Annotated in this window: 11 protein-coding genes and 5 pseudogenes; 10 read left to right on the forward strand and 6 right to left on the reverse strand. The window is 32.7% G+C overall.

Annotation, left to right across the window (positions count from 1 at the left end):
• Positions 1 to 29: 29 nt before the first annotated feature.
• Positions 30 to 206: a hypothetical protein gene (locus tag ABH960_RS15930; RefSeq protein WP_404446523.1), complete on the reverse strand. Its 177-nt coding sequence runs from the start codon at positions 204 to 206 to the stop codon at positions 30 to 32.
• 307 nt (positions 207 to 513) lie between these two features.
• Here ABH960_RS15930 and ABH960_RS15935 point away from each other — a divergent pair, with 307 nt between their 5' ends.
• Positions 514 to 4,566: an HD domain-containing protein gene (locus ABH960_RS15935; protein WP_404446525.1), complete on the forward strand. Its 4,053-nt coding sequence runs from the start codon at positions 514 to 516 to the stop codon at positions 4,564 to 4,566.
• Between the two features lie 412 nt (positions 4,567 to 4,978).
• Entirely contained in the window at positions 4,979 to 6,091 is a 1,113-nt protein-coding gene (locus ABH960_RS15940) for a tyrosine-type recombinase/integrase (RefSeq protein WP_404446528.1), read from the forward strand.
• 160 nt (positions 6,092 to 6,251) lie between these two features.
• On the opposite strand, the gene ABH960_RS15945 is transcribed toward ABH960_RS15940, so the two are convergent.
• The gene (locus ABH960_RS15945; protein WP_131935256.1) at positions 6,252 to 6,575 is read right to left on the reverse strand and encodes a helix-turn-helix domain-containing protein; all 324 of its coding nucleotides are present in this window, start codon (positions 6,573 to 6,575) and stop codon (positions 6,252 to 6,254) included.
• Positions 6,576 to 6,735: 160 nt separating this feature from the next.
• Between ABH960_RS15945 and ABH960_RS15950 the strand changes: the two genes are divergently transcribed.
• Positions 6,736 to 6,924, forward strand: coding sequence for a helix-turn-helix transcriptional regulator (locus tag ABH960_RS15950; RefSeq protein ID WP_048524960.1), 189 nt, complete (start codon positions 6,736 to 6,738; stop codon positions 6,922 to 6,924).
• Between the two features lie 116 nt (positions 6,925 to 7,040).
• On the forward strand, positions 7,041 to 7,451 hold the full coding sequence (locus tag ABH960_RS15955; protein WP_404446532.1) for a hypothetical protein: 411 nt from the start codon (positions 7,041 to 7,043) through the stop codon (positions 7,449 to 7,451).
• Positions 7,452 to 8,294: 843 nt separating this feature from the next.
• On the opposite strand, the gene ABH960_RS15960 is transcribed toward ABH960_RS15955, so the two are convergent.
• The 3 genes and pseudogenes from ABH960_RS15960 to ABH960_RS15970 all read right to left on the reverse strand — a co-directional run.
• Positions 8,295 to 8,939, reverse strand: a complete 645-nt coding sequence (locus ABH960_RS15960) for a GNAT family N-acetyltransferase (RefSeq protein WP_404446534.1) — start codon at positions 8,937 to 8,939, stop codon at positions 8,295 to 8,297.
• Positions 8,940 to 9,039: 100 nt separating this feature from the next.
• The gene (locus tag ABH960_RS15965) at positions 9,040 to 10,695 is read right to left on the reverse strand and encodes a pyridoxal phosphate-dependent decarboxylase family protein (RefSeq protein WP_404446537.1); all 1,656 of its coding nucleotides are present in this window, start codon (positions 10,693 to 10,695) and stop codon (positions 9,040 to 9,042) included.
• Between the two features lie 486 nt (positions 10,696 to 11,181).
• A pseudogene (locus tag ABH960_RS15970) lies at positions 11,182 to 11,556 on the reverse strand (aldo/keto reductase); the annotation flags it as partial.
• 422 nt (positions 11,557 to 11,978) lie between these two features.
• Here ABH960_RS15970 and ABH960_RS15975 point away from each other — a divergent pair.
• Complete coding sequence (locus ABH960_RS15975; RefSeq protein WP_404446540.1) at positions 11,979 to 13,211, forward strand: glycoside hydrolase family 5 protein; 1,233 nt, start codon at positions 11,979 to 11,981, stop codon at positions 13,209 to 13,211.
• Positions 13,212 to 13,330: 119 nt separating this feature from the next.
• On the opposite strand, the pseudogene ABH960_RS15980 reads toward ABH960_RS15975, so the two are convergent.
• Positions 13,331 to 13,659 (reverse strand): annotated as a pseudogene (locus tag ABH960_RS15980) (stress protein); the annotation flags it as partial.
• Between the two features lie 334 nt (positions 13,660 to 13,993).
• Here ABH960_RS15980 and ABH960_RS15985 point away from each other — a divergent pair.
• The 5 genes and pseudogenes from ABH960_RS15985 to tnpB form a co-directional block, all read left to right on the forward strand.
• A pseudogene (locus ABH960_RS15985) lies at positions 13,994 to 15,118 on the forward strand (methyl-accepting chemotaxis protein); the annotation flags it as partial.
• 569 nt (positions 15,119 to 15,687) lie between these two features.
• A complete protein-coding gene (locus tag ABH960_RS15990; RefSeq protein WP_002016811.1) occupies positions 15,688 to 16,149 on the forward strand; it encodes a helix-turn-helix transcriptional regulator in 462 nt (153 codons plus the stop codon).
• 251 nt (positions 16,150 to 16,400) lie between these two features.
• Positions 16,401 to 16,778 carry an ammonia permease gene (locus tag ABH960_RS15995; protein ID WP_201055160.1) on the forward strand — a complete coding sequence of 126 codons (378 nt, stop codon included), beginning with the start codon at positions 16,401 to 16,403 and terminating at the stop codon, positions 16,776 to 16,778.
• A gap of 788 nt (positions 16,779 to 17,566) precedes the next feature.
• A pseudogene (locus tag ABH960_RS16000) lies at positions 17,567 to 17,966 on the forward strand (hypothetical protein); the annotation flags it as partial.
• A gap of 181 nt (positions 17,967 to 18,147) precedes the next feature.
• Positions 18,148 to 19,273: pseudogene (tnpB, locus tag ABH960_RS16005) on the forward strand (IS200/IS605 family element RNA-guided endonuclease TnpB).
• Positions 19,274 to 19,612 lie beyond the last annotated feature (339 nt).

Raw genomic sequence — 19,612 nt, forward strand, 5'->3', positions numbered from 1 at the left:
AGTTTCATGCTGGCTAACTATTTTACTTTTCACTCATTACTGCAGTCTGGACAACGCCATTTAACGATTTTATCAGCTTCAATGCTACTGATCCCAATTTTTCTTGAAAAATGAGTTGCATCATATGTTTTTTGTGATTGTTTTGGTATAGGTTCTCCTTGTAAATCAGTATTGCAGTAAGGACAAATTTCTTTATTGGTTCTCATTGATATCACTCCTTCGAAATTAGATGCTTAGGCACGTTTTTTTTATTATATCATTCTTAGTTGATAGTTTAGCAAAAAGCAAGAATTTAGACTAAGTAAAATTTCAGCTTAAAAAATGGTGAGTGAGGCGATAAAACTTTATAAAATTTTGATTTTATGAAGTTACTTTGTTTAGTAGAAAAGCAATGAATAATTGTTAGGTTCTTTTATGATAATGCGAATAGTTTGTGATTGTGTTTTATACTAAGTATATTTAAACTAAATATACAGTACTAAAGAATAATTAACATATTATGGGGGATACAAGATGGAAGAAAATGTCAATGTCTTACATATCTCTGATATTCATTTTGGTATGGAATCAACAAGAGATATCACAATGCAAGCACATAGGAAAAATTCATTAGATGAAATGATTCTAGCTCTGTCTAGGTTGGAGCAGGAAGATAAACCAGATATAGTTGTAATTTCTGGTGATATAGCATGGCAAGGAAAGAGTAATGCTTATACTTTAGCAAAACAGTGGATACTACAATTGCTATCCGCAGTTAATCTTACTTCTAATGAACTGGTTGTATGTGCTGGAAATCACGATATTGAAAGAAATAAGACTTTAGGTATAAATCCACCACGCAATTCAGCAGAGGCTGATTCATGGTTAAGTATTGAGAATCTGGAAAATTTCACTCGTCCATTCTCTGCATTCGAAAGTTTTTGTGAGGATTTGGGTATTCCAAAACTCTCCATTTTAAATCAAGAGTCTAATTTAATAGGTCAAAGAGAAATTGAAGGAATCAAATTCATTGTTCTTAATAGTGCATGGTTTTGTCGTGGAAATCAAGACCGAGGGAAGCTATGGATTGGCTTGCCCCAGTTGGAATTAATGCAAGCTACAAAACAGATTTTACATCCTGACGAATTTGACACAGGTATTATATCAATCGGAGTAACGCACCACCCTAAAAGTTGGCTAAGCGATGAAGAGCAACATACTTACGATCCACGCCCAAGTACTTATAGATACCTAGCCCAAAGAACTCATTTAATATTATCAGGACACGTCCATGGTGCAATTGAAAATGCTTCAAGGGAATTTGATCGATCTTATCTTGTAATTGGTGGAGCAGCTTATAGTGGTGCAAGATATAGGAATAATTTTTCGATTTTGAAAATAAATAAGCAAACTCGAGTTGGAATACAAGTTCCTTATGAATTTGATCCAAGAAACACTAAATGGGAAAAAAAACAGGGAAAAAAACTTTTTTTAGACAGTGAACAGGGAAGGAGGGAAGAAAAGTTAACTGTAATAAATGAAAGTAAACCAAATTCTAATATTGGGGAAATTAAGGTGGAAGGACCTATTAAAGGTTTGGAGGAGACTAGGCTTTATCAACTACTAATAGATAGAGAAAATCCAGAGGAAAAATTATCGGAAAAAGTAAAATTAATAGTTCGTCATATTGATCCACTCTTAGCACGAATCCCTGAGAACATGCCAGAATATACTCTGCACGATGCCACCCACAGCATTAAGGTTATTAATATAATGGGTAAGATAATTCCAGAAGAAACTCTGGAAAAATTAAATAGTATAGAATTAACTTTACTTATTGTATCAGGTTATATACATGACATAGGTATGACTTGTTCAACAGAAGAACGTGAAAAGATAATAGAATCCAATGAGTTTAAACAACTCATAAAAGCAGACTCTAAATATGAAGATTACCTGAATTACAAAAAAACAGGTGACCACCGTGCAGCAACTTTTATTGAAGACAATATATTCAGAGAGTATTTAAGGAAGAATCATGTGAAAAGAAGCGCAGAATATATTGAGAGACTATTAAATGGTGGAAAGTTTGAATTATCAATTGATGATATTTCACTTTCTAAATATGTTATTGCTATTTGTAATGGACATGGTGAACCCGTGACATCCTTGTATAATACTAAATTATGGCCAAGGGATAAACTAATAAAAGGGCATTATGTTAACATTCAGTACCTCACGATTATTTTAAGGTTAGCAGATATTCTAGACTTAGACCCAGAGAGGACACCTAGGGTACTCCATGAATTTGTTAACCCCAAGAACAATGCGAGTATTCAAGAATGGCGGAAACATAGGTCTTTAATAGGATGGGATATAACACCGAATTATGTAGTGGTTGAGGCAGAGTGTAACTTCCCAGAAGTTGAGAGAACTCTAAGACTGTTTCTTCAATGGATTGAGTTAGAGAGAAGAGAAAGTATTGAGTTGTTAAAAGGATATACAGATTCTATCTCACAAAAATATATTCTACTTTTAAACAAACCTATTACAGCGGATAGAGTAACTTCTGATGGATCATATATTTACAATGAAGTTAAGTTTGAACTGGATTATCAGAAGATGATAAATTTATTGATGGGTGAGCGTCTTTATCGTAATCCAATAACAGCATTAAGGGAGCTACTCCAGAATGCTATAGATGCGATAAAGGCAAGACAATACTTATATAACAATCGATTAGAGAATTTTATACCATCAGTTTCTATTACATATAGAGGTAATAAATTAATTATTGAAGATAACGGAATTGGTATGGATGATAAAGTTTTTACTGATTACTTTTTACAAGTTGGGAAGAGCTATTATTCCACAGGAAGGTTTAAAGAAGCTGATCTCGGTATTACTAGCGATTTTGGTATTGGTGTACTGTCAGTATTCATGATTGCAGATTCAATGGTAATTGAAAGTTTGAGTGAGCTAGAGGACCGTCTCAATCCGCCTTTACCAATATATTATGAAATTCCTACGGCTCATGGTTATTGTGTAAAGAGGCATTCTAATCGAATAAATGTAGGAACAAGTGTTGAGTTACTTTTAAAGGAGAATCACCCGTTCACTACCCAATCAATAAAAGAAGTAGTGGAACAAATTATTCCACATCCACCTTTCCCTATAGAGATTAAAACTGATGATGGAAAGGTAATTTATAAAAAAGATATAAATAGAGGTAAGCTAATACGATTTGAAGATGATAAGCTTAATAGCGATTTTGATGAACAAAAGGGTCAGCGAAATGCCAAACCCACTCATTATTTGTTTGAAATAGATTCCAATGAATTGTTAAAACTAGGGATTGAAGGTCAGTTGTATATAGTAAATAGTGTAGATTATTTAAATTTTGAGGGAAGATTATTTGGGAATGTATCTCAGCGTAATTTTCAAATAGGTTCTCCTAATCATAGTAAAGAGGATTTTAAAATAACAACGACTAATAATATTCAAGATCTTTTTCCGAAATGGACAAACGTTTACTCAAATATTAACCTTGTTGAGAAAGGGTGTCTAACTATCACTCCAGATCGTACAGATGTACTTTTGGATGATAAGTATCAGCAATTAAAGCAAAAAATTGAAGGATTAATTATCTCTGAGATTAGGAAACACCTGAATTTATATATTGATTCTCATTCTTTTGATGAATATTGTAGCTACATGGATTCTTTAATTGATATTGGTTTTTTAGGAGCGCCAATAAAAACTCGGTTACTTTCCAAGGAGGCTAAAAAACTCTTCTTCGATTTTATTTATTTCCCTATCGTTACATTTGATGGAAGAATTTTACGAAAAAAGGCTAAAGATTTGAAAGAATATCGCTACTTAGGTGTAATAGATAGAACTTGGTCAGAAGAATTCTTACCTAATATAGCAGAGTATGCATCCAAGGAAAATTTACCTATTATTGCACTTAGTAAATTTTCGAAAAATGTTCATGGGGACGATTTTATTAATCAATTATATGGTGGCGGACTTCGTTTATTTCTTGCGGATATAACTCTTGTTTCTCCAGTTTCGGGTATAGAAATCAAGGTATTTGATAAGGAGAGAAGTCAAAATATTATTGACGATTATGACATAGTAAACCATATTACATGTAGTTTAAATAATGCAGAGAATGAGATGTTGTGTGTTCCCAGTAATAGAGGACAATTTTATCATAGATTTAATAAGTCTCATCCTTTGATTAGACCACTATTTAATAATAATGGATATAAGAATGAACAAGCTAAATACCTTTTTAGAGAACTTTGTACCAACTTCAATTCTATAATGTCAACCTCAGTCAATAAAATAGACATAGATATAGAGTGGTTAAAAATACTGCATTCACGTAGACATGCAGAGATAGCAAAAGGTATATTTATTAGAGATCCAGAGGTTTTTAAAGAATTCAGGCGAGAATTAGTATCCTTTTGGGGCAAATTAGTGAATCAGGATTTAGTGGATGAAAGAGAGCAAATGCCCCAAGTTGATATAAACGATTTTCCTTGGTATTTTAATAGTGAAATGAATTGCTTGGATAAATAAGAGGTTATTTTAAGATCGCTCCTTACGTCCTTGTTTAGAATTATTAGAAATAACATTGACTAAACAGCACTCTTGTTATAGAGTGCTGTTTTTAATTTAATTCTACTTTGCTCTTGTGTGAGATGCATTTTTCACATAACAACTCTAGTAAATATATAGATATTTTTTATTAAGATGTTGATACAATTGAAAATAAATCACTTGGTATCGGATGAGTGGAGTAGAAGAATGTATATGAGGAAGTTTTCACAGCATTAGGTATGAAGGGCTGATAATTCCTATTGCTCAGTTGCTAGTGAGTGATACTATCCCGTTCGAAAATAGGGAAAATCTTAATCACTATTAGACATTATTTGTTATAATGAAGTCACCATATACAGTACAGTTAAGGACTCTAAGGAGGCTCTTAACTATGCAAGGAAGCATTAAAAAAGATAAAAAAACAGGAAAATATTTTTACATTGTTGACATCAGCACTGATCCGTTAACAGGTAAGAGAAAGCAAAAAAAGAAAAGAGGATTTAGTACAAAAAAGGAAGCAGAAAATGCTTTAGCTATGTCACTCTCAGAAATTCATACTGGAACATATGTAGAGCCAAGTAAGCTTCTCTACAGTGAGTACCTAAAGAACTGGTTCAATACAAAGAAGCATAGCTTGGGCGTTCAGACTGCTAGAGTACTTGAAGGTTACCTCAATAGCCGTATAGTTCCTGTATTAGGTAATATCAAATTAGCTCAATTAACATCATTGCAGATGCAAAACTATGTTAATTCACTCAGGGATGAAAGACTGAAACGAGGGACAATTGAAAAGATAATAAAGATCATTAGGAACTCCCTCGAACATGCCATGGATTTAGGACTAGTGAGTAAAAATGTTGCTGCTAAAACTAAATTACCGAAAGGTGATAAGGAAGAGTTAGTGGTATGGAATGAACAAGAGGTACAACTCTTTCTAAAAGCTGCAAGGGATAGCAGATACTTTATGGTATTTCACTTAGCTCTTGTAACTGGCATGAGACAAGGAGAACTATTGGGGTTGCGATGGAAAGATGTTGATTTAGAAAAGGGACATTTAACCATTAGCCAAACGTTAAGTCATGATGGTAAGACGTTCTTACTTGGAGGAAAGACAAAATCAAGTTTACGAAAGATACTATTGCCTGCATCGACTGTAGCTAAGCTAAAGAAGCATAGAGCAGTCGTATTGAAAGAGAAGCTGAGTCAAGGTGAGGAGTACCAAGACAATGACTTGGTGATGTGTACTCCTTCTGGAACGCCAATCAATCCTGCTAATGTTAGAAGAAGTCTAAACGCTTTGATTAAGAAAGCAGCTGTTCCAAAGATTCGCTTTCATGATTTACGTCATACACATGCAACTCTATTATTGGCTAAAGGTGTGAATGTGAAAGTGATTTCTGAGCGACTAGGACATAGTAATATCAAAATCACATTAGACACTTATTCGCATTTACTACCAACGATGCAAGAAGATGCGGTTAACAAAATAGAAGAGATTTTGTAGGTAATGTGACCAATTCTGTGACCACGCCGCCCTTTGAATACAAGTTTACAAAATAAAAACCGCATCAAACGTTGATTTGGCACGGTTTCTAATACTATGACCCCGGAGAGGCTCGAACTCACGACCTCCACCTTGTCAAGGTGGAGGGTTTTTAAATAATCTAGTCTTCTCTTTGTATTATAAACTCCCAAAACTTTTTTAATTCCTCACGTTTTTGAGGGGGCGCATTGCTTATATCTTTAAACCATTGATAAAGGTCAGGATCTTGTATGTCTGTAACTTGTCTTATTTTAGTTGTACCGAGGAGGTAATCAATTGATACTTCAAAGAAAGTGGCTAATTTTATCAATGTATTATAATCGGGTTCACGATTTCCTTGTTCATACATTGCATATGTAGTTCGGGCAATCCCTAGTTGTTTTGCCATGTCTTCTTGACGTAGTTTGCGTTCTTTTCGAAGAGTGTGTAGTCTTGTGCCAAACATATGCTACCTCCTTTTAGATGTTTTCTATATCAATTATAACGTCACAATATGTAACATTTAATAAAGTACACGAAATGTGTAAAAAACATTGATATTAAACTTATTATTGTGTAATATAATCATTAGTTACACATACTGTGACAATGAAAGGAGGGGAATAATGAGGTTTTGGTTATTGGAAAAACGTAAACATAAAGAAAAAACACAAGATTATATTGCATATAAGGCAAGAATATCTAGAAGTATGTATGCAATGATTGAAAGTGGTGAAAGAAATCCAAGTGTTCCTGTCGCAAAGAATATAGCTAAGGTACTAAATTTTGATTGGACTCTTTTTTTTGAAGAATAATGTCACGATACGTGTAATTTATAGGGGTGAGAAGTTTGTTTCTATATTGTTTTCCTAAAACGAAATAATTTATTAATTATTTTCAAGAAAATATTAGATAAGGGGAGTGTTTAAATATGAACATGAAAACATTTGAAATGCGTGAAAAACGATTAGCAGAACTACTAGGTGCAAAAGTACTATGGGAGTTTATAAGTGCTGTAACAGAGGAAATTGAAAAGCAGGAATTAGAGTCTACACCAGGTTTATTAGAAGATCTATTCATACATGTGAAAGAAACTGTTCAAATTCAAAATATGAATCAAGGCAAAACAAAAGCCCCTGCAAAAACAGAGGCTGATGGTATAAATAAAGATACATTATTTATGGAAGCATATGTAGAATTAATTAATCATAAGTTTATTATTTCTGAATTAGCTGTAGAGCTTTCATCTGTTCTAAAAGAATTAAATTGTTTTGTTCAATCATCTTTGCCACAGCCTCAAAGTGAGCTTGATTCTCAAGAACCTCAATCTGCTTCTCTTTAGGAAGTGATTGAAGTATTTCTTTTATTTCTTTACATTCGTATAAATTATTCTCCGAGTCTTCGATTAATTTATTACGGCGATTGGTGTATTCAAGTGCACCTAAAGTCGCTAATGCGCGAGGGTCTAATCCTAGAATTTCCATGTATTCCTCTCCTTTCCTCTACAATAATTCGATAGGGGAAAGGAGATTCCTTTAGTAATTTAGTAATGTCTTTATACAGTTATACAAATTGTTAATGATTAGTGAGCATGTTATTAAGCAAGAATATAATTGAATTTGACTTAATAGAGCTTTTTAAAAGGAAGAGAAGAAAGAGGAATCCAGTAATTCTCACTCTTTTTTCTTAAATGCTAAATATCACACGTTTGTTTCCTTTTATCATGTATTTTAAATGGGATTCTTTAAAGGAGAGTAGATAGCTATAGGGTATGTAATATGAATAGATAAATGAAATGATAGAGACTTGTAACCGTCAGTATTATAGGGAATATTAAGGGGTTATCAGGTAATATGTTTTAAAGTGTTTAAGAGTGGGAATCTATGTATCACTCGTTACTTAAGAAGTAAAAGATTAGACATTAAGATAGGGAATAGTATTTAAGTTACTTGTATAGATGAAATAATGGAGCATAACAAATTAAAACACGATGAAACATGTTGAAATAAATAGAAGGGGATCTTGAGGTAGGCTAAGGAGAGAAATAAGGCATGCTGAGAAAGTGGCTTTTGAATTCGAAGAAGTTAAAGTATGAAAGGTGTCACTTATGTAAGGATATCTATTGCTAATTTACTCTATATAAAAAAGCAGCTGTACAAAAGTACAGCTAGACTTCTACACAAATTTATATGGCCTTGATGACGAATTGGGATTGAGGTATATATAGTAATTGAGCTGCTAAGGAAGTTGTCGTGTTAGCAAATGGATATGTTTCTTTATAAGAAAAATTACTATACACTATTTCATTCATTTCCAAGGTCGTAAACAGTTTTTTTAGGATTTTTTGAGAAATTTTATTTGTACAAGCAGCAATAAAATCAAAATCTTTTTTACTTATTTCTTGAATGGCATGTGAAAGAAGGCTGGTGACTATCCCACTTCCCATCCAATCTGGATGACAAGCGCCCATATCCAGATAGACCAATTTTTCTTTATCTAAATGAGAAAACTCAATAGATTCTGTCTCTAATGTATCTAAAAGTTGAAAAATAGGATCCATTTGTGGGCATAGTTCAGTTGCCTTATCTTTATCTATTATTGGCTGGGTTACTTTTCTTGTTAAAAGAACGCCGACAATTTGAAAATTATCTATTGCTACAAATGACATAGCTTGAGATACAGCTTGCTTTATCATTTCTTCGCACATTTTGTGAAAAGGAGCAAAGGGAATTTGTAAACTGCTTACAAGAGGTTCGTTATTCACAAAAGAATGTGCAAGTAAATGTGCTGCGTCTTTCACGTGGTGTGTATCAAGTAGCTCAATATTCATATGTTTTTCCTCTTTCCTAATATAGTTAATAGTAATTAAAAGGATTAAAAATTTTATTTCATTTGGTTAAGTTTAACTATTAAAGCGCTAACAAATATGGTTATGAAACATATGAATGAATCTGTTTAGTAGCAATCGAAATATGTTTATAAAGAAATGAAACGATATCATCTAAACATTCAACAGTTGTATATGGAGAGATAGAAAAGAATTTTAATGTGGAAATCGGATTTCTATCGCTACTGTTTAATACATCTACTACACAAGAACGAGTTGTATCACCAAAAAATACTTGATCGCGATTTTTTCCTAGATAATTAAATAGTTCTATATTTAATCGGTTTGTATCCTCAATCTCTTCTTTTGTTGCAAGACCCATTCGTTCTTTTTCCCAATTTTCTTGGCCATCTCCATTCAGATAGTACCGGAAAGTTGTAATTGGTCCATATGTAAAATCATTTGTGATTGCGACTTGAGGTAGAGCTACACGCAACTTCTCTCTAAATAATAGATTTACACGAACATAATTTGCTAATAATTTTTGATATCCTTCAATTCCAAAGGCTAATAGATTGATATACATGGGAATAGCGCTACCAGCTCGTGAACATTCTAAGGTATAGCCTGTATGATAACTCCCATAGGATCTATTACCAAGATAAGGTGTATCATCTTGTTCAATGTCCATCAGTTGTAAATCAGTATGATTTTTTACGATTAAAATACTTGAAGCATAAGGTGTTTGTCCTAATTTATGAAAATCAAAACATACACTGTCTGCAAGGGACATATATTGCATTTTATTTTGTACGTATTGTAAGGCATTTTTTACATTAGGTTCAAATGAGAGTGAATTTTCTTCAAAACTATAATTATTAAAGAAACTATAGAATCCGCCCATTGCAGAATCCGCATGGATATAAATAGGTTTTAATTTATATTTTTTTTGTATTGCTTCAGCGCTCTCTTTAATTTTTTTTATATCATCAATGGTAAATGTATCTGTTGACCCCATAGTAGCTAGAATATAAAGGGGGATACCGCCATTTTTAATAACTTGTATCATTTTAGCCTCTAAATCTTCTATATCCATAGAATTTGTATAAGGATCAGTCTTCACTTTTATTAAGTGATTTGACCCTATGCCAGTTGCTTCAGCTGACTTTAATAAACTATAATGTGCATTTTCAGAAGCAAAGCAATAAACATTTTGTGGAGCACCATGTTCTTTTGCTAATGGGAATTGTTTAGAAATTGCTAAACGTAAGCTCGAAAATACACAACCTTGTCCACCCCATGTTGTATAACCACCGCTATTATGTGGATTATAACCAATCAGTTTTGAAAGCATGGATACAACTTTTACCTCTGCTTCAGCTGCCCCTGGGCCATAGACATCCCAAACGCCATTACCATTTAAAAGTGCCATGGTTAGTATACCCAATAGTGATGGAATACTTGGTAGTGGTACAGCATTAGACAAGTAGTATTTATTGGGATAAGGATGGCCATTCATAAATTGGTTTAGCTCTTCTATAACCTCAGACATAGTGATTCCAGCTAGTGGTATATGACTTTGGTGAATTAAGCTATTATAGTATCCTTCTGATTTTTCCTCACATTTACCTAAAGTAGCTCGCTCTTCATTTTTTAATTGGTCAAGATTTTTAATTATTTTCTGCATAGATTCTAATAAAAGTTGTTGTTTTTCTTCATTTCCGTCAACGCTCGGAAATAGTTTTAAAATATCTTGCATGCAGTCACTTCTCCTTGTAAAAAACTGGATTTTTATTTTACTTGGTTAAACATAAGGGTATAATAATTTGTAATTGCCCTTTTGAATCCTTAGAAATGAGGAGCTATTTAGAAAAAAATGTAATTCCATAGAAAATTATATGAACTATGGAATTTAAAGTAAAGAAAAATTTTTTGATTGATTTTTAAAAAAGTAATTGTGAGATAATGAAGTTTCTAAAAATATATCTGAATTAATTGTTTATTTAATTTATATGTTGTCCTAACATGTATTGAACTAGTGTAGTAGATATTTTAATATAATGTAGAACGTATTATAAGGTAGTTGAATAAAAGTGTTCAACTACCTTATAGACTGTAGATATTGTTAGGAAAAGATAAAAAAATAAGGTGGAAGTGTTAAAGATATGTTCTAGTGGAGAAGAAGTAGTGGTATGGATTTGATAGTAAAATTAGCATGAATTTTTATGGAAGAATAATTATTGGATCAAAGTTTTTTAATGAATTCAATTTCATTATTTAATAATAATGGACGAGTTAAGTGTAAAGAATTTTCTTCAACCTGAGTAGAATTTTTTGCACCAGGAATCGCAACTGAAACGGCTGGGTGGCTTAAAACATAACGTAAGGCGATTTGCGCTAGACTTCGATTTGATCGTACAAGTGAACCTAATTTCTCTACTTTGTTTAAGCTATCTTTAAACCAATTTTCTTTTGGCCAATCTTTTCTTAAATCGTCGTCTGGAAATTGAGTTTCATGATTAAATTTCCCAGTTAAAATCCCCATCTTAAGTGGACCTCTAATCACAGCACCTAAATTATGTTTTTCAATATAAGGAAGGATGTCTTTTTCAGGTTCTTTATAATACTCTATTCTATCTGTAGAATCCTAAGAAAGTATGACGTTTTATTACTTGTGAAAGAACATAAATTTTTCGCAAGTGAACTTACTTGTATTAGTTTTCTGACTCGAATCCTTTTATGAAAATATAGTAGCAAATTTCGTTTAATCTTATTTATTTTATAGGAATTATAAGGTATACTAAAAATAGGTGCAAAAATGCACTATTTGAAAAAGAGTGCAAGGCAAAAAGGAATCCGTAAAGGGTTCCTTTTTTATTTTTTAGAAAACGAAGCAACATTCTAAATATCTCTGTCTTTTTTATATGTGAATGAACTTTCACTTTATAAACTTAAAAGGTATTTTTGGGAAATTGCCATATTCCTGTAACAAAACAAAGGTATGTTATGTGTGTAAAATATATATAGAAAGAAGGAAAAACTGTGAAAAAAGTTTTGCCAATCGTTGCACTATTAGGCATCATAAGTTTTGGAGTACAGGAAATGAATGTGAAAGCTGATACTTATCAAAAGAGCGATTCCAAAATTCATTTTTGGGATTCAAAAAGAAAAGGTACTAATTTTATGAATAGCACTTCATTACCTGAAAACTATAAAAGTGCAAAGGAAGCTAATATTGAATATGTTCGTTTAGCACCTGATAAATGGGCAAAAGATAAAGATTTTTTATTTGAGGATAAACCAGATACTTCTGGAAAGGATTTTCTGATAGGTAATGCAGATAACTATCAGGGATTAGTAAAGGAGGATCTAGAAAAATTAAAAGCGGATTTAGATGCCGCACAATCGCAAGGAATGAAAGTTGTTCTTACAATGTTATCTTTACCTGGTGATCGATGGCGTCAATTTAATAATAACAAGAATGACGACAGAATATGGGAAGAAGAGAAGTATCAAGAACAAGCAAGTGAGTTTTGGAAGGACCTTGCTCTTGAACTAAAAGATCACCCTGCAGTGGTTGGTTACAATATTATAAATGAACCGCATCCAGAAACAGCTAAAAATAATAGATATAATGATTTTTGGACGGAAGATTACGAGAAATGGTATGAAAAAGTGAAAGGAACGACAGCGGATTTAAATAGATTTAATCAAAAGGTCATTAATTCCATTCGTGAAGTGGACCAAGAAACACCGATTATTTTAGATGCAGGTTTATATGCTACTCCATGGGCCTTTAAATATTTAAAACCAGTAAAGGATAAAAAAACACTTTATGCATTTCATATGTATGAGCCGTATGAATTAACGAGCCAAGGTGAAAAACAAAACAAGGAACTTCAATATCCGGGATTTGTAAAAGTAGGAGATTTAGAGAAACCTGTAATGTGGAATAAGCAGGGATTAGAGAAATTTTTAAAGCCAATTCAACAATGGTCTAAGAAAAATCATGTACCATCTAATCGAATTATTGCAGAGGAATTTGGAATTAACCGTACTGTCCCAGGTGCAACCCAATACATGCAAGATCTTATTTCTATCTTCAACCAAAAAGGTTGGCATAAATCATTCTATGCATTCCGTGAAGACACATGGACGGGAATGAATTATGAATTAGGAACAGGAAAAATAAAATGGGACGAAGAGGGTAAACCGATACGTCAAGATAATTCACTTTGGGATGTAATAAAAAAAGATTTACAGGCGCATAAATAGTTTAAAATGTTAGGATTAAGGACTAAATGTAAGCATCTAATTCAAATAGAATTAGATGTTTTTTATCATTTTAGCCAAGAAGACTCCTTCCTCAAGGAACATGAAGTGCCACAGTCCAGTGAGTAGGTATGAGAGAAGAGCATTTGATTTCCATTTCCTAAATCGTCATAGTACTTTTTAGCCTGTTCAAGATCTTCTTTGTTTTTAAATTCGAATAATCTACCGCCGCTATCTTCTCCTAAAGCAGGTACCAGAATACGTTTCGGATCTTTTCTAGTATTACCAAACTCTTTTTGTGGTAGATCAGTAGGCTCTTCTGCTTCTAATCCTGCACCTTTAAATTTTTACTAACTGTAACATTACTTGCCATTGATTTAATGCTATCACAAGCTGTTCAACTGAATAATAGTAGAGTGCCAATAAGAAATACTGATAATTTTTTAAACATATTAGTTCTATCCGCCTAATGTAAATAAATACCTAAACGTCATAACAAACTATTGATCAATGAACATTGCCCCTCTATCAAAACGTAACCGGAAGAACGGGCGTGGGCGGTAAGAATCCGCGATAAGACGAAATTAGTTTTTAGACGTGATATATTGCCTTATTCTCCAAAATATATATTGGTTCCTGTAGTTAGATACTCTAATGCTAGTGCTAGTGCTAGTGCATTTTCTGTATAGACGGTAGCAAATTAAAATTCATACTAAATAATTTGTAATATATGAAGATACGTATAATGAAAAATTTATATATTTTTTGATTTTAATATTTAAAACTTAGGAGCTTCTTTATTATTAGGTGGAATTATAATTTTCTTCATTCTTAGATCTATTATTAATCCACTAAGACAATTAGTTATTTCAGCTCAAAGAATTAGTCGAGGAGATTTAACGGAGAAAATTGATATTCGTTCAAAGGATGAACTTGGTCAATTGGGTGATAGTTTCAATGCAATGGCAGAGTCTTTACGCAATATTATTTCACAAATTAACACATCTGCAGGACATGTAGCAGCTTCTTCTGAGGAACTAACTGCTAGTGTAGAGCAAGCAAGTGTTGCAACAGAACAAATTACAAAAGAAATGGAAGAAATCTCACATAGTGCAGAGGTTCAAAATAATGAAGTTGAGTCTGGAGCTAAATTAATAGGTGAGGTAACACGAAATATTCAATGTGTAGCTGATAATGCTTCTGAAGTATCGACCTCATCTTTATACACAAAACAAAAAGCAAATGAGGGGGAACAATTAGTAGAACAAACTGTAACACAAATGCAGTCTATACATAATTCTGTTTCCCAATCCGATAATGTAATTAAATTATTAGATAAGAAATCGCAACAAATAGGCACTATATTAGAAGCGATTCAAAATATTGCTGAACAAACAAATCTACTAGCACTAAATGCGGCGATTGAGGCGGCTAGGGCAGGAGAACAGGGACGTGGATTTGCAATTGTTGCGGATGAAGTTGGGAAATTAGCGGAACAATCAGGACAATCTTCAATGGAAATTGGAAAAATAATTAAAGAAATACAATTAGATGTACATGAGACTGTAAAAGCTATGAATGAAGTAGGAATAGAAGTACAGTCGGGAATTAAGGTAGCGAATGATACAAAACAAAGTTTTTATGAGATTTCAAATTCAGCGAATAATATTGTTTCCAAAGTACATGGAATGGTGGACCTATCAAATAAGATGACATCTGATGCAATGCAAGTCGATACATCTATTAATCAAATAGCAGTAGCTGTAAAAGAGAACACCACAAGTATGCAAACTATAGCTGGTTCATCCGAAGAACAACATGCTTCCATGGAAGAGATAAATTCTTCAGCAATTCAATTAGCACAAATGGCCGAAGAACTTCAAGATTTAATTGGAGGATTTAAGGTATAAGTTCAGATTATAGGAAAGAATAACAGGAAGTATGTTAAAGAGTGTTAGTTGAAAATCTTTTAAAATAGCAAATAAATATAATATGTATTTTTTATAGAAATTGCACATGCAGATCAACTACTTTAAATGGTAGCTGATCTTTTTTTGTTGGAATGCAAAACAAAAAGGAATGAAAATCAAGAGGGAGTTGTGTTAAAAAAATTAAATATTAGGTGTTGCTTGTTTTGTACTAAGAGTACGCAACGTGGGAAAGATGTTGCATGTTAACAGGAAGAGTACGCAAGATGTTGCATATTTTACAGGAAGGGTACGCAATATGAGAAAGGTGTTACAACACAAACATCTGCGTACTTCCACTCACTCCTAAACGCTTATACACTTCATTAGCGGTATATACAATCTCCGTATCTGACATAGCACCATGACACCTCCTATAAGGGAATTATACCTTTCATAATCAATCGCCGAATTTCGTCCGAGGCCTAGGGAAAAATCAAGTTGAAAAAGGATTAACAAAAGTGTAAAATTACACTAAATAATACATAAGTTACTTTTGGGGAGGGGAAAAGATGAATAAGGAGCTTATAATCGAACTCATTTCAACAAAAATAAAGTTAATTCGTACTGAAAAGGGGTATACGCAAGATAAAATGGCTGAAGTTCTCGGCATTTCAAAGAAAACACTCGTTCAAATCGAAAAGGGGAGATCTAATGCAGGCTGGACCAATACCGTGGCTATTTGTGCATTATTTAGGGGGAGTGAGGTTTTACAGTCCGCTTTGGGAGATGATCCATTAGTAGTAATCGAAACAATGGCCCACAAAAGTATTAACAACTCCAAAGAAAAAACATTGGGAGGAAAATTATGGTGGAAAAAAATTCAAGAAAAAGGGGACTTTCGCTTACAGCAAAATCTGATTAGTCAGCATTATCGTATTTTAGACGAACATGATTACCGTTGGTTTAGTTCGTTTGATAGAGAAGAAGCGCTAGATCAACTATTTAAATTAACAATAAATTCCGAAAAATAAATAATTTCTTGGGGCTAAAAAGAGGTGTAATACATAAATGAAAAATATTTTACTAATGTTGTTGACCCTGACCTTATTATTAGGATGTGCTTATTTTATCCCCAATACTATATCGACGGGATGGCGGCTTAAGCCTTTTTCAGCTTCTTAACTATTGGTAGTTGTGATTTTGTTGAACTTGATTCCTCAGTTCCTCTCTCTATATATAAATAGAGTTAAAATAAAACTTATCAACTTGAAGGAGATTATATATGTACATCTTGAGCTTACTTTATATTTTATTTACGCCTATTCTTTGTTCATGCGGTTTTTTTGGTGGGATTTTTTTAATAATTACAGGGGTTAAATATCGTAAATTACTCGCGAGTGTAATGGGATTACTTAGCCTTTCCTTTATCGTTCTACCTTATGTTGATTGGGGTCTGGGGATTGGTGGAGATATAATTCCTCCTATTCCACCCCTGCTATACTGGACTCTATTCTCTTTAACTGGGTTGTTAGCAGCATTCAATGGTCTACAAGCAAAAATTAAAAGCATACGCAATATGGGATTTATTATTTTTACTACTGGAATATTAGGGGCTTTTTTCTATTATTTAATGTCTGTACAAGATTCATTTTATATCTAATAGTTATTTTGGTTGCGAAAACTCAATCAGTGTTTTTCAGTCTATAAAACTATATTATTAATAAGTAAAGGAATCTATTTATAATGAACCTAATAAAACAGATGTTAAAAAGTTATACATTTTTATCTTTAGCAATCGGTTTATTACTTTGTTATTTTCGCATTAGTGGACTAGATCCTCAAGGACTCTTTTTTTTCGTTTTCGGATTGGAGCATATATTAAATAATTTAATATATGCTGAACCTTTTAGAGATATGGTGTTTAACCATCATATATACGCATTTCGTATATTGACAGCTCTCATATATGGTATTTTCTTTGATTGTCTAAGATATTTGATACAAAGGTATTTAACACCAAAGTATGCATTATTTTTTAAATATTTGAAATTCAGTACTTTGATACTCGTGTTAATTAGTATACTAGTACTCTTGTTGATTGGTATACTCTTCAATTTGTCTCTCCCAATCATTGATGTTGGCTTATAATAATTTACAATAGAGCCACAATTAGTATCTTAATAAAAATAGAACAGCACAACGCAATGCTGTTCTATTTTTCATTTTAACAATAATACACTAAAAATTCCTAAACCATCCATGCTATCTATCCCGAAAGGTACACCATAATGCAAATGTGTTACGTGTTTTGCGATAAGATGCACAATTCAGAAAAAAACAGTTGAATAACTAGTGATTTTTACATACTTTTGAAACTCTATTTAGAAAGGTATAAATGATTAGCAGCAATTGATATAATTGTATTAGAAGCAATTAGGAGGATTATTAGTGGAAAAGTTAAAAGTACTATTTCAAAACACTTTATATATAGCGTACCCTCTATTTACTGGAGTTGAGGGAAGTGAAAGAGTTTTAAATAAATGGCAGCACTTCTATCAAGATATAGAAAGAGATCTACAGAGGATTTACAACTCAATTTATTCGTCACAGACTTTCGAAAGATTAGTGAAATGGGTTTCTAAAAAGGAAGCTTTAGGATTAGCTGCGATAGACATCCTTCCCAAATTAGATAATTATTAAGGAAGAAATTTTTGAATGTCTAAAAGACGATTTATATATGGAATTTGGAATTAAACTGCCTGTTTTCGCAAAAGAATTACCTTTAGATTCAGAGGCTAAGAGTGATTATATAGAGCGAAGTAATGCAGGGTTTATGTACCGTTTATCATTTTAGCCAAGAAGACTCCTTCCTCAAGGAACGTGAAGAGCCACAGCCCAGTGAGTAGTTGGGAGATGAATTGTTCGACAGGTAGTAAAGTGTTACTTGACAAATTGTCATGATCATTTTACTATATGCCGAATATACGTTCGGTATATAATAGATATATATCGAAATGGAGGTGAAACTTATGATTATCAATAAAGCATTTAAATTTCGTATCTATCCAAATAAAGCACAAACGACTCTAATCAATAAAACGATTGGTTGTTCTCATTTTGTATTCAATCATTTCCTATCTCTATGGGATAATGCATACAAAGAAACAGGAAAAGGTTTGACATATGGTACATGCTCTGCCAAACTTCCTGCCATGAAGAAAGAGTTTGTTTGGCTAAAAGAAGTGGATAGTATTGCTATTCAGTCGTCTGTTCGCAACCTTGCGGATGCTTATACACGTTTTTTCAAAAAACAAAACAGTTCCCCACGTTTCAAATCTAAGAAGAACAACGTACAATCTTACACCACAAAACAAACAAATGAAAATATTGCCGTTGTAGGAACCAAAATTAAACTGCCAAAACTAGGTCTTGTTCGATTTGCCAAAAGTCGTGAAGTAAAGGGACGTATTTTAAATGCTACGGTTAGAAGGAACCCTTCTGGTAGATACTTTGTGTCATTGTTAGTGGAAACAGAAGTGCAAGAACTCCCGAAAACACTTTCTTACATTGGAATGGATGTAGGGCTAAAAGACTTCGCGATTTTGTCAGATGGAACAACCTATAAAAACCCGAAGTTTTTTCGATCGTTAGAAGAGAAGTTGGCAAAAGTACAGCGTGTTCTTTCTAGAAGAATGAAAGGATCTTCTCGCTGGAATAAACAAAGAATTAAGGTAGCTAGAATTCATGAATATATAATGAATTCTAGAAAAGATTACTTGGACAAAATCTCAACTGAAATCATCAAAAACCACGATGTTATCGGTATAGAAGATTTGCAAGTATCGAATATGTTAAAAAATCATAAGTTAGCAAAAGCAATTAGTGAGGTATCATGGTCACAGTTTCGAACCATGTTGGAATATAAAGCAAAATGGTACGGCAAACAAGTCATTGTCGTATCGAAAACATTTGCTTCAAGCCAATTATGTTCTTGTTGTGGATATCAAAACAAAGACGTTAAAAATCTAAACCTACGTAAATGGGACTGCCCTTCTTGTCGTACACATCATGATAGGGATATTAACGCAAGTATGTATCAATCTAAAGAATGAAGCGATAAGGCTTCTAACCGCAAGGACTGCGGAGATAGCCTAATCAATTAGAGTTCGATAGAATTCTTTACTTAGGAATCCCTCACTTCTAAACGAAGTGAAAGTGGGGGTAGTTCAAGTTATTAGAAATATATATAGTGACCTGTTGGAATATCCTTGAATTTATTTTCGGGGTATAAATCAGAGTATATATTTTAATAAATATATATGAGATTACTTTATAAAAAGTAATTGGAATTATTAGTAAAATGATTTTTTATGCTTAAATTGAATAAAAGTATGAACTTTCACGGTATAAATATGAATTTTATTCATCATTTTAATAACTATGCAATAAGTGAAATAAATGTTGAATTTAGTCGGAAAAAATACATTTACAAAT

The sequence above is a fragment of the Bacillus sp. RC252 genome (genome assembly GCF_044909215.1).
Lineage (GTDB): Bacteria > Bacillota > Bacilli > Bacillales > Bacillaceae_G > Bacillus_A > Bacillus_A mycoides.